Genomic DNA, 16101 nt, shown 5'->3' with positions numbered 1-16101 from the left:
AGTGATGATGATGCATACGATTTATTTAGTTGACGATGAGGTGAACTTGAACCGCGTCTTGGTCAAGTATTTGGAGCAGGAAGGTTGGCAAGTAAAATCGTTTACATCAGGGGAAGCGGCAGCATCTGCCATCATTGAAAAACCTGATTTGTGGATACTTGACATCATGTTGCCGGATTTGGACGGTTTTCAGTTGATCAAACGGATTAAAGCGCACGACGAAACGACACCGGTCATCTTTATTTCGGCCCGGGATGAAGACATTGATAAAATCATTGGACTGGAGATGGGATCGGACGATTACATCGCTAAACCGTTTTTGCCGCGGGAACTGGTTATTCGTGTAAAGAAAATTTTAGCACGTGCGTATGCGACGCCTAAAACCGGTCTTATCCGGTACGGAGACTACACGATTTATCCGGAAAAGCGAGTTATTGAAGAAAATGGTCAAGAGATTGATTTGACCTCAAAAGAATATGATTTATTGATTCTGTTTGCCACACAAATCGGAACACCGATGTCCCGGGAACAAATTTTAGTGAGCGTATGGGGCGACGATTATTTCGGATCAGACCGTGTCGTCGATGACTTGGTGCGGCGAGTCCGGAAAAAGTTATCAAAGCTTGAGCTCGAGACGATTTATGGGATCGGATACCGTCTGGTGGCTGCATGAAAAATCGGAGTCTGGGTTTTCAAATCTGGGCGATGTTCCTGTTGGTCATTGCAACACTCTCCATTGTCATATTAGTCGTCATGCGGTCGTCGATTGGTAACTTCATCGATGAGCAGGTCTATGCGACGCTAGAAAACAGTGAAGTCTTTTTTTCGGAAGATGCCTCTGTCATCGAGATGTTACAAGACAATCCGATTGAATTCGATCGACGGAAACAGGAGTCACGCTCGGTCAATGTCTTATTGTTATCGAAAAATGGAAAGTTGTATTATGGCGGAGCACCGCAACAGCTGGTCAATCAAATGTATCGTGATGCCATTGATCAAGAAAAAGAAATGCAAAAATACACGACTCGTCTGGATAAAGAAGATGTCTATTACAGTATTTTAAAGATGGAGATTAAAGGGGAAACCTATTACCGTGTTTCGTACGTCTGGGATGCCTATCGTCAGGAACTGATCACCCAGCTGTTTTCAAAGATTGGTTGGGTTGTTGCGATTGTCAGTATCTTGACTTTGTTCATTGCCTTTTGGCTCGCAAGACGACTGACCCATCCCTTAATCGAGATTGAGCGGGCGGTCGGTAAGATTGCGGCCCAGAAGTGGGATACACCACTACCTCTAGACAGAGGCGATGAAATTGGACGATTGGCCCGGTCAGTCGATGCGATGCGAATGGATTTAGAAAAACAGGATAAAGCGCAAAAATCCTTACTTCAAAATATCTCACATGATTTGAAAACACCGATCATGGTCATTCGTAGTTACGCCCAGTCGATTTCGGATGGAATTTATCCGGATGGTGATTTGACAGGTTCTGTTTCCGTCATCGAAGAAGAAGCGGAACGATTGGAGAAAAAAGTCGCAGCTTTGTTGTATGTAACGAAACTTGATTATTTTGAACTGGATCGTTCAACATGGGATCATGTGGATTTGGACCGGATGGTTCACTTGCTTCAAAAACGGTTTGTTGGCACGAAAGCATTGACGTGGAAAATTTCCGGCGAAGCGGGTATCGTGTTAGGTGAAGGGGAACAGTTACGTGTAGCATTGGAAAATGTATTGGATAATGCGATTCGTTATGCGGAGTCTACGATTGAGATTCGTCTGTCCGGTACAAGGCAGTCTGCGACAGTCGAAATCCTGAATGACGGTCCGCCGTTAGAAACGTCCTCTCCGCTGTTCCATCAATTTTCGCGTGGAAAAGAAGGCAAGTTTGGTCTTGGGTTATACATTGTTAAACGGATTGTCGAACGGCATGAAGGAGAAGTGACAATTGATAATCTGATTGCGGGAAATGAAGAAAATAAAGTTTGCGTAAAATTTAATTTTCCAAGGCATTTTGAGGAAGAAACAGCCGGAAAAAAATAAGATCTTAAAAAACGAGATAGCCATATCTCGTTTTTTATTTTGGGAAATAACGAGGTCCTTCAGACGAAGTCGTTCTGAATTTGATATAACCATACTAATACAAGAAGGGAGAAATCAGGATGCGACATAAAATTACGGAAGAAACATTAGCCCTTGTACCAAAATATGGTCCATACGGTGAACCACAAACTTTACTTATTCAGGAACAGTCAGAAATCGTGTTAGAAGGCCATCCGATCAAGTTGATTGAAGAATCTTGCTTGTATTTTGGATCCTCGATGCGCGGAAGAATTGAAGCGGCTCGACATATCCTGGGACCGAACCGAAAGACACCGGTTTTAATTGATTGGAAGGCCCAAACGATTTTCTTCCCGACGACTGCGAAGGAGAAGGCAGAATGTATTTGGATTAATTTTAAGCAGATGAAAACCGTTCAAAAAAAGGGTGATACCGTTCAAGTGGAATTTCAAACAGGACAACGGATTGATACGGATGCCTCGGCTTATAGCATCGAACGGCAACGGATCAAAACACTGGAATTGGCTTACGAAATGCAACGGAGATTTCAAGAAGAACGGCCGATGACGTTTAATAAAGCACGATAAGTGGAACAATCTAACAGGAATCACTACTTAATGCAGCGAATAGACAGTAAAGTGCGAGAGAGAGAATTAAAGGGAGGTGAAGCGGTCGAAAGGCCGCTACACGATGAATGAATCATATGAATGGTTAAACCGTAGAAAATTACAACCTGGATTTGGTGTGAACGGTGGACGTCGTTTTATCAGTTCACGTATCGTTCGTCCGGAAAATACGCCGGGGAAACGAGTCAAAGGTGTCAAGCGCGCCCGTCAACTTGTTGTCGACGAGTCAGGTAATCGACGTTGGGTGACGAAACGAATCGTCGTAACGGATGCCGCAAAACACATGACAATCAACCGTCGTGCATCGGTTGCTCAGAAAGAGGTCACGGAATCTCGTTTGGAGCAAGTGAAACAAAAATTGACGTCGAAAAAAGTGCTATTACCTGTACTAGCAGCAACAGGTTTGGCAGTTGCCGGTGGAGTATTGGCCTACGTCATGCGTCGGAAAAAACGAAATACAAAAGAACAGCTATAATCTAAAGCAGATGACGAATCGTCTGGATACAGTAAAAGCCGTGCTCTCCCCATGAATGAGGGTAGCACGGCTTTTATGTGATGAAGACTGCAGTTTCTTATAAAAAACGTTTACGAATCGATGTCGCAAGAGCCTTTTCAGAAATTTCTTCTAGTTCTTTTTGGTTGGTTGGATCGAAACTGTCATTATAGAATCGACCAACGAATTCGACTCGATCATAATCGAGTTCTTTGAAAATCAAATGTTTATGATCATCGTAGAAGACAACCCGGTAATAATCAGATCCACGTTCAAGCGTCACAAGTGCCCGAATATGTTCTAAACGTTTTTGTTCATCTGACTTTTCTTCTTCAACAGGTTCTTCTGTCGTTTTAGCTGCTTCAGCCTGTTCGAGTGCGCTTTTTACCAATTCACTCTTTTTATCTTGTTCTTCAGTCATAGTTATCGCCTCCAATTCTTATTTTACATTGAAATGTACCGATGAGAAAGAAAAATCCCTCATCCGTTCTGATGAGCATCACAAATTCGAAGAACATTGAAGGCACCGATTCGTAAGCGTTCGATTAAACGCGTCGCTGCCTCTGCATTCTCGATAGTGTCCTCGATGGTCAGTGTCATCAATTCAATCCATCGGATAGCATGTATTTCTTTGATGGGCAAAAGACGGTGAATCATGGCCAGATTCATCCGTTCATCATACACATCATATTGTTTTGGACCACCTGTAAGTTGAATCAAAAATCGGACTTGAGCTCGTTCGACACGTTGGCGGTCCGGTGGGAATAACGGACGGAGAACATCATCTGTATACACACGATTGTAGAATCGTGTGACAAGCTGTTCGAGTACGTCTTTTTGACCAAGGTCTTCGTAGAGCATGACTGTCCCTCTTTCCGTTCAAATCTGATGAAGACACCTATTATCTCAATCTTTACCCACTTTTTGCAACTCCACACGAATCAATCGACATATCATCTAAACTGGACAGGAAGAGGAAGGAAAGAAAAATGTATTTTTGATTTAAAACGGACGTTTGTTCGTACTTATGAGATAATGATACATATGATAACGTCTAGGAGGAGAGGTCCTGTCTGTTATTTTCAGCACTCATTTCATATGAGAGGACAAAAGCGGCATAAAGCTCCTCGATATTAATTAAAGGAGGTGAAGGTCGGCCCACCTGATGTTACAACCACAGGTGTCCGCTGATCTGACACAATGAATTACATGCATTTAGGTCGTGCCGGTACAGGCAAGACCACAACATTAATTGAGCAGGTAATTGACCGGTTAGCTGAGCAACCGCTTGGTCCATCCATCTATTTCATCGTACCGGATCAGATGTCTTTTGAGATGGAACGACGTATCGCGACGGATCCACGGCTGTCGGGTCTTGTCCGGATGGAAGTCATGAGTTTACGCCGGTTTGCTTTCCATATCATCCGGGATCATGGAAACCAGGCGATTCCCTTTTTAGACGAGACCGGGACACAGTTATTACTGCGTCAAGTTGTTGAAGAAGCGGAAGAAGAATTGAAGATTTTTAAACGGACAAAAAATATGCCCGGTTTTTATAAAGGATTGGACGAATTGATTGCCTCGTTTAAACGATCTTTAGTCAACCCGGATATGTTGCGTCAAATCAGCAGTGCATCTCCCGAACGCTCACCGAAATTAAATGATTTAGCACTGATTTACGAGCGCTTTACTGAACGAATCTCAAATAAGGCACTTCATGCGGACGATTATTTCACGACATTGATTGAGCTGTTACCGAAAGCTGATTTAAGTGATGTTGCGGTCTTCGTTGATGGCTTTTATGAATTTTCATTGCAGGAACAACAGGTCTTACTGCGATTGATGGAATTGACGAAAGAGATGCACCTTAGCTTTACACTGGATGTCGAAGACGTCTATACGAAACAGTCTGAGTTTGGTGTGTCACAACGCTGCTATATGCAGTTGATCGAACAGATGAAAGAACGACAGATTGCGCATGAAGACATTTATTATGAACAGACCGTTAAATTTCAGACGACAGGATTACAGATGCTTGAACAAGCGTTACTGTCACCCGGATACCCGGCGACGGATGACGAAGTGAACGGGTTGACGCTTTCTGCCGCAGTTAATCGTCAAGTTGAGACGGAAGCTGCTGTCAGAAAGGCGATTCAACTTGTACGTCATGAAGGATATCGTTTCAAGGACATCGCGTTTCTTGTCCGCCACCTGGAACCGTACGCCGATCATTTGGAACGTGCTTTTCAACTGTATGACATTCCGTACTTCCTGGATCAACGGGAATCGATGGTCCATCATCCGATTGTCGAATTAGTCCATGCCGTCCTTGAAATCGTCATGACGGGATACCGGGAAGAATCTGTTTTTCGTCTGCTGAAAACAGAGCTGATTCCACTTCCGGCAGAGGATTCACGATTAGCACTTGATCGTCTGGAAACATTTGTCCTGGAGCGGGGAATCAAAGGTTCGATGTGGAAAAAACCTTGGCAATTGAAACGGCGTCTAGCTGATGAAATCAGTTTAACGGATGCTGAGTTACAAGAAGAACAGGAACTGAACGAATGGCGTCAATTCCTGGTCGAAGCAATCGAACCACTGGAGAAGCGATTTAAAGTCTCTAAGACGATGAGTGAATACACACGGGCGTTATACCGTTTCTTGGAAGAACATCACTTGACAGACCGGTTAACAGTTTGGAAGCAACAAGCACTTGAAGTCAATGAACTCAACCAAGCACGAGAACATGACCAGGTGTACGAAGCGGTACTGCATCTCTTTGAACAGTTGGAAGCTGCTGCACCGGAAGCTACATTGACGACAGAACTATTCGTCCAGATGGTCGAGACAGGACTTGAAAGTCTCCGCTTCTCCCTGGTCCCGCCTTCGCTCGATCAAGTGATTGCGACGGATTACGTCCGGGGACGTTTACAACAGGTGAAAGTGGTCTTTTTACTCGGGGCCAATGACGGATTGATTCCACTCGTAGAAGATCAGTCTAAATTGCTGTCAGAGGGAGATCATGACTTCCTCCACGATCAAGGCATTCCGGTAGGTAAAGCATCTCTGGACGTATTTGACGACGAATTGTATTACCTCTATCAAGGGGTGACGGCGCCAAGTGAATCTTTGCATATCAGTTATGCGCTTGTTGACGAGGATGGAAAAGCACTTCAGCCGGCATCGATCGTTAAGCAGATCAAACATCAACTGCTGCAAGATCGTCCGGTAAAAACATATTTTGCAGAAGCCGGGGATCATGCGCCTGATGATCAACTTCAGTTCGTGACGAGTCCAGAACGGGCGGCAGCGGCAGCGGCAATCGAATTGAGACGACTGCAACGTCGTTATCCGATTCAACAATCTTGGTTTGATGTGTACAATCGTTTGCTCGAAAACGGTCGGGGCCGCGAACGAATGGCGCTGTTCTCCAATGCTTTGTTTTATCAAAATCACGCAGAACCGCTGCCGGATGATCTGGCTCGTAATCTGTATGGTGACACCATCAAAGCTAGCGTCTCCCGGTTCGAGACCTACAATGCATGTTCCTATAAACACTTTGCCCGGTATGGATTGCGGTTGAAAGAACGGAAATTATATAAATTCGAAGCGCCGGACATCGGGAACCTGTTCCACGGGGCACTCAATGATTTGTCGGTGAACATCAAAGCTTCAGGAAAACGCTGGCGTGAACTGGATGACCAATCGTGTAGTGATTTCGCGAAAGAAGCTGTCGAGAAGGTGACACCGGAAATTCAAAATGCGATTTTGATGAGTTCGAACCGTTTTGGATACATCAAGAAAAAATTAACGGACGTCGTCGAACAAACCGCAAAAATGCTCGTCAAACAAGCGGAACGCTCTGAGTTCGAACCTGATTTATTTGAAATCAGTTTTGGTAACGCCATGTTTCCGCCACTTCGATTCACATTACCGGATGGTACCGAAATTGAATTCACCGGTCGAATTGACCGGGTGGATCAGGCGACGATTGGCGATCAACTATACGTCCGGGTTATAGATTATAAATCGAGTGCCAAAGAGTTGGATTTTGCAGAAATCTATTATGGTTTGGCGATTCAAATGCTGTTGTATCTAAAAACAGTCGTTGAACAGTCGGAAGTTCTATTTAATCAGCAGGCAAAACCGGCCGGAGCCCTGTATTTCCACGTCAAAAACCCAATGATGCGTGGAGATTTGTCGGCGGATGAAATCGAACGGAACCGGTTATTGCTCGAATCGTATCAAATGCAAGGCGTCATCGTTGAAAATGATGAAGTATTACGGGCAATGGATCAGATTGCGTACGATGAACGTAAAAAGTCACCGCTCGTTAAAGTGACGTTTACGAAAACCGGTCTTCATAAGTCCCATACGAAAGGTGTCGTCAAAGAAGAAGAGTTGACGGCTCTGATGGACCACGCCTGGGATGAATTGAAGACGAGTAGTCAATCGATGTATGCAGGGGATATTGCGATTGATCCGTTTGATTATCAAGAACGGACCCCCTGTACATTTTGTGAGTACCGTTCCGTCTGTCAGTTTGATCAATCTCTCGGAAACGACTACCGGCAATTAAATCCATTGTCGGAAAAAGAAGTCTTGGAACGGTTGAAGGAGGAGACGGAATGAGTGTGCAGTGGACGGGTGAACAACAACGGGCAATCGATGCAAGGGGTGGACATATTTTAGTGTCCGCCGCCGCCGGTTCAGGGAAAACAGCAGTCTTAGTGGAACGGCTGACGCAACGTGTCATTGATCAGGAAGATCCGTTGACAGCCGACCGGATTCTTGTCGCGACGTTTACGAACGCAGCAGCTAAAGAGATGAAGACACGTGTCATCGAGGCAATCGAAGCGAAAATTAAAGACGCTCCAGATGATCTTTATTTAAAAAAACAACGGCAAATGATGAACCGGGCGCAAATCACGACGATCCATTCTTTTTGTTTATCGATTTTACGAGAAAACTATTATCGGATTGGTCTTGATCCCGCGTTTCGCATTGCGGAAGAAGCCGAGCTGTTGTTACTGCAGGATGATGTCTTGGAAGAAGTGTTTGAGAACTTTTATGGTTTGGCAGATCCGGCGTTTTATGAATTGATTGATAGTTATACGTCGGACCGGGACGATCAAGCGATGTTGACGTTAATCTCGAACTTATATCGATTTTCTCGTTCGCTCCCGGATCCGGAGGCATTTTATGACCATTTGATCGCGCAGTATGATCAACCGATCGATCCGGATGAATCCAGTTTGCTGACACGATTATTTGAACTCGAATGGGAACGTGTCGCACCGGTCATCAATCGGTATATGGAATTATCGTATCGTCTGCGACAAGCCGGATACGACGAGGTGGCGGACATGTTGGTGCAGGACGTCGCACCGATCCGGCGGATTAATCCGGAACAGGACCGCTGGACGACCGTCGCCCTTGCTTTTCAGGCCGTCGAATTCGGGCGTTGGAAAGGAATCCGCGGAGACGAGGAAATGAAGAAATTCCAGACCGAACGGACACGTCTTGTCAGTGACCTCAAAAAGATGCGTGATTTGTTTGTTGAGAAGGACGGGGTAGATTACCTGGAAGATTTACGTTCGCAACTGGGACATGTCCAGATGATTGTCACGCTCGTTCGAAGTTTCTCGGCAGCCTATCTTGAAGCGAAGCAGCAGCGGGGCATCGTTGATTTTTCCGATCTTGAGCATTTTGCATTAGCCATCTTGGAACAGGACGGAGAGGCAACGGACGTCGCTCGATTGCTACAAGAACGTTTCATCGAAGTTTTAGTGGATGAATATCAGGATACAAACGAAGTGCAGGAACGGATTCTGCGGCTTGTCTCGAAATCAGATGAAGCGACAGGAAATCTGTTTATGGTTGGTGACGTGAAACAATCGATTTATAAATTCCGTCATGCCGAGCCCGGATTATTTTTGAATAAGTTTAAACGATTCCAACAAACAGAAGTCGGGACACGAATTGATTTGACGAAAAATTTCCGAAGCCGTTTAGAGGTCTTGGATGGAACCAATCATATTTTCCGTCAAGTCATGGACGAAGCCGTCGGAGAAATTGATTATGACGAAGCAGCTTATCTGCGGCTAGGGAACCTCGGGTACGTCGAATCAACCCAAGTCGATCCTGAATTGCTGTTAGTGGACCAGACAGACACGAATAAAGAAGAATTGGAAGCTCAAGTCATAGCGACACGTATCATCGAGATGGTGAACGATGAAAATCCGTATCTCGTATTTGATGCAAAACAAAAACGATTCCGTAAATGTGAATACCGTGATATCGTCGTTCTCGTACGTTCGAGAGGAAAACGGGTCCAGGCACTCGTCGATGTCTTTGAACAATATGAACTTCCTGTCTATGCGGATACGACGGGCGGCTATTTTCAAGCAACCGAGATTCAAATCATGATGGCGCTCTTGAAGACGATTGATAATCCATTGCAGGATATCCCGTTTGCCAGTGTCTTGCGGTCACCGATTTTTGGATTGACGGATCGGGATTTAGGACGGATTCGTGCTAAATCAAAAGACGGATCGTTCTACGAAGCAGCTACTCTTGTGGCGAAAGAACAGACCCCGCTCGGTTTGCGTGTCGACGAAGCGCTTAATCAGTTGCAAAACTGGCGCACGGAAGCTCGAGGGAAATCGCTTGCGAGCTTGATCCGTTCCTTGTTTGATCAAACCGGTTACTTTGAATACGTCGGTTGTTTAAACGGCGGACGGAGCCGACAAGCGAATTTAAATGCCCTGTATGAACGAGCTCACCAATATGAGGCCTCCGGTTATCGGGGATTGTATCGCTTTTTACGTTTGATTCATCGTTTAGTCGAACGCGGGGAAGATTTTTCAGAGGCCCGTTCGTTAGGGGAGGACGAAGATGTCGTCCGGATCATGACCATCCACCAATCGAAAGGACTGGAATTCCCGGTGACGATTGTCAGCCAGTTAGGCAAGCAGTTTAATAAACAGGATCAAATCCAAGCGATTCAACTGCATAAGACCTATGGTATCGCCCTGGATGCGATTGATCCCATTAAACGCCTGCGTTCCGGAACACTTCTTAAAGAGGTCATCCGTCGGGAAATGGACCGCGAAATGAAAGCGGAAGAGATGCGTGTCCTTTACGTCGCGATGACACGGGCGAAAGAAAAGCTGATTCTTGTAGGGGCAATCAAAGGCCTGGAAGATCAACTGATCAAATGGCAGGATCAACCGATCGATGAGCTCTTGTTGCCGGAACTCGATCGTCGAAATGCTAAGACCTATGCGGACTGGGTGGCACCGGCTGTCCTGCGTAATTTCTTATTGAGCGAACAGGAACAGAGATGGGCATTTCGGATCGTTGCACAGGACGAGATTGCCCCTTATCAAGAACTGACCAAGATGGTCGAGCAACTCGAACACGTCCGTGTCCTTGAGAAAATTGATCATGAGGGTGACGAGACGCTGAATACTCAGATTGAATCTGCTTTTGCGTATCAATATCCGTATCAAGTCGCAACGGATACCGCTGCGAAACAAACCGTTACAGAGTTGAAGAGGACAGAACAATTGGAACGGGCCGCTTTTGAATCGACCTACCGGCAATCGACCTATTATCGGACACCGCAATTTTTAGGTCCGACATTAACGGGTGCTGAACGTGGAACAGTCTTGCATTTAGCGATGCAGTTATACGAGTCCGGTCGTCCACTCGAAGATCAGATTCTTGAGTGGGAACAAGCGGAACGTATTTCAGACTTAGAGGCCCAGACGATGCGGGAAGCTATGCCTGAATTGACGATGTTCTTTGCTTCGGAAATCGGGCAATTGTTTGAACAGCGCCTTGTGACAGGAGATGTCTACCGCGAACTGCCCTTCACCTATAAGATTGATTCGACCCGATTCCGGTCCGATTGGCACGGTCCAAGTGACCAGGCCGTCATGCAAGGGATTGTCGATTGTCTGATTCGCGACGGAGACACATATATTCTGCTCGATTATAAATCGGACCAAGTCTTTGAAACGATTGACGGTCAGAATCAAGCAGAGGTGTTGCGAACACGTTATGCGACACAGTTGAATTTATACCAAGAAGCGCTAGAAGCAATCTTACACATTAAGATTAGTCGGAAATTAATTTATGCGTTCGCACTCCAAGAAGTGATCGAAATTTACTGATTACCTTACGTCTGACGAATCGATTCTGTCACCTATTCAGTGAACAGAACGAATTCGTTAGACGATTTTCATTTCTAAATATGAAAGAACTGTGTAAAATGAAAAGGTATGTAAAAAGAATAACCAGATACCGTAGGAGGTTTTATAGATGGCACGTATTTTATTAGCGGAAGACGAAGATGTGTTACGCATGTTGGTGCTCGATACATTAGAAGATGAAGGGTATACGATTGATGAAGCGACAGATGGTGATGAAGCCTATCAGAAAATCATGAGTCAGCATTATGATCTCGTTCTGCTCGATTATATGATGCCTGGCATGACGGGAATTGAAGTCATCGAAAAGGTGCGACGTCATCCAGATAAACAAAATTTGAAAATCATGATGTTGACAGCGAAAAGCCAACAATCTGACCGGGAACGGGCAGAAGAGATTGGAGCGAATTATTTCTTTTCTAAACCGTTTAGTCCACTCGAATTGATTGATGTCGTAGGAGGAATATTGAGTGATCATCCAGTGGATTAATCGAAAAATCGGACGCCAGTTGATGGCCTCCTTTTATATCGTTTTAACGACACTTATGATTTCTTCACTGATTGTCTACAATTATACCGACACGAAATTGCAAGAAACCCGATTGAAACTGGAAGACATCAGAGAGCGCAGTGCACGGGCCGGCGCACTGTGGGAAGAATGGCAGGATTTGCAGTTCAACATGCGGGGCTATGCGCTGATTGGTGATCAAGACATTTATCAGAAGATGGTCAACCAACGGAAAACCATTGATGAACAAACACGTTGGTTTGAAGAAAATGCAATTTATCAACAAGGAAAAGATTATGCGCGTTCTTCACGTGAATTGTATGCCTACTACTTCGAAGCGATTTTGCCGTTGATTCAATCGTATGTTGAAGCGAAGGAATCTGGAACGGTCACGGAGTCCTTTTTGGAAGGTAAAACATTAACGTCCTTGCCGCTCGGCAAAGAGTTACTGGCGAGTGGACGAATCAAGCTAGATACTTCTGGAAACATTGATGTCTTGTCGGAAATCAATAAAAGTGAGTTGGCGCTTGGCGGATATCGAGACTTTTTAGAGGACTGGTCAGAAAAAACAAGTGGGCAGTTGGAGCGGGAAATTCAAACGACGCAACTGATTTGGCTGTCGAATATCATCGTATTAGTTGGTGTATTGATCTTTTTCGTCTATCCGTTCATTCGTAAAATTACAGCAGAGTTGTTATCACTCGTCAAAAATAGCCAGCGTCTAGCCAGTGGCGAAGACATCAAACATGTCAAAGTTTCTGGACGGAAAGATGAAATCGGAATTCTAGCCTTGTCCTTCAATCAAATGGCGAGCTCGATTTCTGAAAACAAACAGCATCTTTTAGCCAAAAACGAAGAACTGCAGGCACAACAGGAAGAACTGCAGGCACAACAGGAAGAATTGCAGGCGCAGCAACAGGAACTCGAGGAAGCACTCGAATTGACAATGCGAAATGAACAACACCTGCAATATCGTAATGATTTGACTGAAACGTTGGCAGCACGGGAAGCGTTGACGGCTTATCCTGAAATCATTGAAAAGTTAATTGCCATCACGGATTCCGAAATCGGAGCCCTTGTCTTCGTCGATGAAGGATCTGCGTATTCGATTGTGACACACGGCATGACTGAAGAACTTTCAGAGCGGCTGTTAGGAAGCGATCTTTCTTTATTGAAACGGGCTGAGTCATTGAAAAAAGCCGTTCATTCCTCTAAACAGGTCGCAAGTGATCATCCGTTACCGTATCCATACTATATGTATGAGACAGCAGTTCCGATTCTCGATCCGGCATCGGAAGAAGCGATTGCATTCATTTACCTTGTTCGTTACCGGGATCAGTTTACGAATGAACAGATGCGTGACATCATGTCATTTTCACGTCAGCTGTCTCTATCCTTGTTACGAATGCGGTTATTTGATGAAATGAACCGTGAAAAGACAAAAACAGAACGTATTTTGGACTCAATCCGTGAAGCGGTCATCTATATCGAACCGGGAAAAGACGAAGTATTCGTCAATCGTCCGTTGTATGATTTATTTCCAGAGCTTCAGTATGGAACGACAAAAAACGAAACGCTTCATGGATGCCTCGATACAATTCGTGCAGTTGTCGATGAACCGGAAGTATTTGCACGCTACATGGAAGGAATTCTACGAGGTGAAGTCCCGAAAGACAGTCTCCAGTTTTCAATCCATCAACAAGTCGTCTTTATTCAGTTTTATGTGGAAACGATTGAAGTCGAAGGAATTCGAAAAGGGACGATGCTTGTCTTGCGTGATGTGACGAAGGAAACAGAAATGGACCGACTGAAATCGGAGTTGGTCTCGACGGTCTCACACGAGTTAAGGACTCCGTTATCCTCTATCTATGGCTTCACGGAACTGATGTTGAATCGGAAGATGGATCTCTCAAAACAAGACAAGTATTTAAAAACCATCCATTCAGAAACGGAACGTTTGTCGAATCTCGTCAATGATTTTCTTGATGTCCAACGGATGGAAGCGAGAATTCAATCTTATCAAAAAGGGTTACTTGACTTACAACCGCTTTTAGAAGAAACGACTCAATTCTATGCGGCGTCGACAACAAATCATACGATCACGTTCCGTTCCTTAACAGACGTTTGTCCGCTGATTGAAGCTGATGAGGAAAAAATGAAGCAACTGATGAATAATTTACTGAACAATGCTGTCAAGTACTCTCCATTAGGCGGTAAAATCGAAGTTGTATTAGAAGCAAATCGGCATCATGTCCAATTTGCCGTACGAGACGAAGGAATCGGAATTCCAAAATCTGCTTTAGCGAAATTATTCGACAAATTTTATCGGGTCGATAATTCAGACAGCCGGAAAATTGGCGGGACAGGTCTTGGTCTTGCGATTTGTAAGGAAATCGTCGAAGGACATGACGGAGAGATTACGGTCGAGTCGATTGAAAAGCAGGGAAGTACGTTTACCGTGAAGCTACCGCAACACGTCTCGGATTACACCGTTATTTCTGACGTGATTGATATGTCAGGAAAATAACACTATATCTGAAGCGGGAAATCAGATACGATGAATGAAGAATGAATAAAGGGGGAATTCAAATGCCGATTACTGCATTTGTACACACACACGTTTTATTATGGGTTTTACTGCTTGTTACGTTTTTTGTTGCATTCTCGATGTACAAAAATGGAAAAAGTGCTGCCAAAGGCGTTCATATGGCGTTTCGTCTCTTGTTGCTCTTGACGTTTGCAACGGGACTTTATCTTTACATCACGATCATGGGTCTGTCCGCTAATCCAGATGGTTTATACCATGCGAAAATTACAGCAGGTCTCCTCGTCCTGATTTTGGGTGAATTGACACTCGTTCGTTTGAAAAAAGGAAAATCTTATTCTGGTTTCTTACTTGGGTTTGGAGTGCTTGTTCTCGTAACGATTTTCCTTGGTTACTCGTTACCTTACGGCATGCAGTTCTTCTAAATCGATTTTAATCAGAACAACAAAAGATAATCATTTTGCTTCATTCATACACACGTTTCTCATAATGGAGAGGGACGTGTGTTTTTTTGTGTTTACAATCTGTTGTTATTTGGGAAAAGGGATATATTACGCAGTCGAGAGGGGAACGCTTGTGGCACAGTTGAAAGAATGGACAAAAGTTTTCCGGGCAAGAAAGTGGATGAAGCGAGCAGAACCGATTTTACCATTATGGCACGGTTATATTGGGTATAAATATGGTCTGTTTGATGTCTTAGGATCAGGGGCGACACAAGCCGAAGCACAAGTCCGCCTCAAACAATCGCTGACAACAGAAGCTTTATCCCGTTGGTTTGAAGTCGGGTTGGCAGTAGGACATTTAAAAAAGAAAGATTTACGCTATACAGCGACACGTCATGTCTTACCCGAATTATCAAAAACAGATGAGAGAAGTATTGGATTTATGTTATCCGAGTTAATGGAACTTCATTTGCCTGCTTTATTCTCTTATCCACAATTTTTGGAACATGGTCATCAAAAAACATTTGATGGCGAAGAGCACGGCGACATCGTAGCAGAAACATCTGCATTAGTGGAAACTGTTGCATTTCCTGCTGTCCGTCATATTATCCGTAGTCAAAACGTGACATCATTACTAGATATCGGCTGTGCCTACGGGGGTTACTTACGTAAAATTCATGAAGCCTTGCCTGAACTACGACTGGCGGGAATTGATATCGAGGAATCGGTCATCGCGGAAGCCAAACGCCGGGATACGACCGGTGAAATTGACTTTGCCGTCGGGGATATCAAAACATTTGACGTCAAAGAAACATATGACGGGGTCATGATGAACAACATTTTGTATTATTTCCCGAAAGAAGAGCGTCTTCGCCTTCTGGAAGGTGTCCGACGTTTTGTCAAAGATGACGGCACAGTCATTCTGGTCACACCATTACGTGACAGTGAACATGGTGCACCATTCTCTGCTGCATTCAATGCTTTCATGACTTTACATGAAAATCTTTATCCGTTGCCGGGGAAAGAAGAATTAACAGAACAACTTCATGCTGCCGGTTTTAAAAATGTGTCGATTTCACCATTTTTAAAAGAAGGAGCTTGGTATATTGTGACTGCAAACGCCACTTCCTAAAGGGAGCCTGGCGTTTTTTACACTTTCAGGGCAGTTCAAATTTGTGGGGAGTAGTATGTGATTAGTATAATAGTTAA

The 16101-nt window shown here is 44.4% G+C and carries 12 protein-coding genes; 10 read left to right on the top strand and 2 right to left on the bottom strand.

What is annotated here, in order from left to right; genetic code table 11:
- Positions 1 to 7: 7 nt before the first annotated feature.
- The 4 genes from MUN34_RS10610 to MUN34_RS10595 all read left to right on the top strand — a co-directional run bounded on the left by MUN34_RS10610 (position 8) and on the right by MUN34_RS10595 (position 3162).
- Positions 8 to 673, top strand: a complete 666-nt coding sequence (locus MUN34_RS10610; RefSeq protein ID WP_114596480.1) for a response regulator transcription factor — start codon at positions 8 to 10, stop codon at positions 671 to 673.
- Positions 670 to 2043 (top strand): HAMP domain-containing sensor histidine kinase, encoded by a 1374-nt coding sequence (locus MUN34_RS10605; RefSeq protein WP_026829067.1) that lies wholly within the window; start codon positions 670 to 672, stop codon positions 2041 to 2043. Before MUN34_RS10610 ends, MUN34_RS10605 begins: the two co-directional genes overlap by 4 nt.
- A gap of 119 nt (positions 2044 to 2162) precedes the next feature.
- The gene (locus tag MUN34_RS10600) at positions 2163 to 2648 is read left to right on the top strand and encodes a competence protein ComK (protein WP_026829066.1); all 486 of its coding nucleotides are present in this window, start codon (positions 2163 to 2165) and stop codon (positions 2646 to 2648) included.
- A 103-nt stretch (positions 2649 to 2751) separates the two neighbouring features.
- Positions 2752 to 3162, top strand: a complete 411-nt coding sequence (locus MUN34_RS10595; protein ID WP_026829065.1) for a hypothetical protein — start codon at positions 2752 to 2754, stop codon at positions 3160 to 3162.
- Positions 3163 to 3259: 97 nt separating this feature from the next.
- Here MUN34_RS10595 and MUN34_RS10590 read toward each other — a convergent pair whose 3' ends face one another.
- Entirely contained in the window at positions 3260 to 3601 is a 342-nt protein-coding gene (locus MUN34_RS10590) for a hypothetical protein (protein ID WP_014969716.1), read from the bottom strand.
- A gap of 59 nt (positions 3602 to 3660) precedes the next feature.
- On the bottom strand, positions 3661 to 4041 hold the full coding sequence (locus MUN34_RS10585) for a truncated hemoglobin (RefSeq protein WP_247857757.1): 381 nt from the start codon (positions 4039 to 4041) through the stop codon (positions 3661 to 3663).
- Positions 4042 to 4380: 339 nt separating this feature from the next.
- On the opposite strand from MUN34_RS10585, the gene addB reads away from it, so the two are divergent.
- The 6 genes from addB (at position 4381) to MUN34_RS10555 (ending at position 16024) form a co-directional block, all read left to right on the top strand.
- Entirely contained in the window at positions 4381 to 7812 is a 3432-nt protein-coding gene (gene addB / locus MUN34_RS10580; RefSeq protein ID WP_247857756.1) for a helicase-exonuclease AddAB subunit AddB, read from the top strand.
- Positions 7809 to 11360, top strand: a complete 3552-nt coding sequence (gene addA, locus MUN34_RS10575; RefSeq protein WP_247857755.1) for a helicase-exonuclease AddAB subunit AddA — start codon at positions 7809 to 7811, stop codon at positions 11358 to 11360. Before addB ends, addA begins: the two co-directional genes overlap by 4 nt.
- A 148-nt stretch (positions 11361 to 11508) precedes the next feature.
- On the top strand, positions 11509 to 11886 hold the full coding sequence (locus MUN34_RS10570) for a response regulator (protein ID WP_012369636.1): 378 nt from the start codon (positions 11509 to 11511) through the stop codon (positions 11884 to 11886).
- Positions 11867 to 14431, top strand: a complete 2565-nt coding sequence (locus MUN34_RS10565) for a HAMP domain-containing sensor histidine kinase (RefSeq protein ID WP_026829061.1) — start codon at positions 11867 to 11869, stop codon at positions 14429 to 14431. The genes MUN34_RS10570 and MUN34_RS10565 overlap by 20 nt, the downstream gene beginning before the upstream one ends.
- 62 nt (positions 14432 to 14493) lie before the next feature.
- A complete protein-coding gene (locus MUN34_RS10560) occupies positions 14494 to 14874 on the top strand; it encodes a DUF1516 family protein (protein ID WP_026829060.1) in 381 nt (126 codons plus the stop codon).
- A gap of 151 nt (positions 14875 to 15025) precedes the next feature.
- Positions 15026 to 16024, top strand: coding sequence for a class I SAM-dependent methyltransferase (locus tag MUN34_RS10555; protein WP_026829059.1), 999 nt, complete (start codon positions 15026 to 15028; stop codon positions 16022 to 16024).
- The last annotated feature ends 77 nt before the right edge of the window (positions 16025 to 16101 follow it).

The organism is Exiguobacterium sp. 17-1, assembly GCF_023096305.1.
Taxonomy (GTDB): Bacteria; Bacillota; Bacilli; order Exiguobacteriales; family Exiguobacteriaceae; genus Exiguobacterium_A; species Exiguobacterium_A sibiricum_A.
This window is presented reverse-complemented; position numbering and strand designations above follow the sequence as displayed.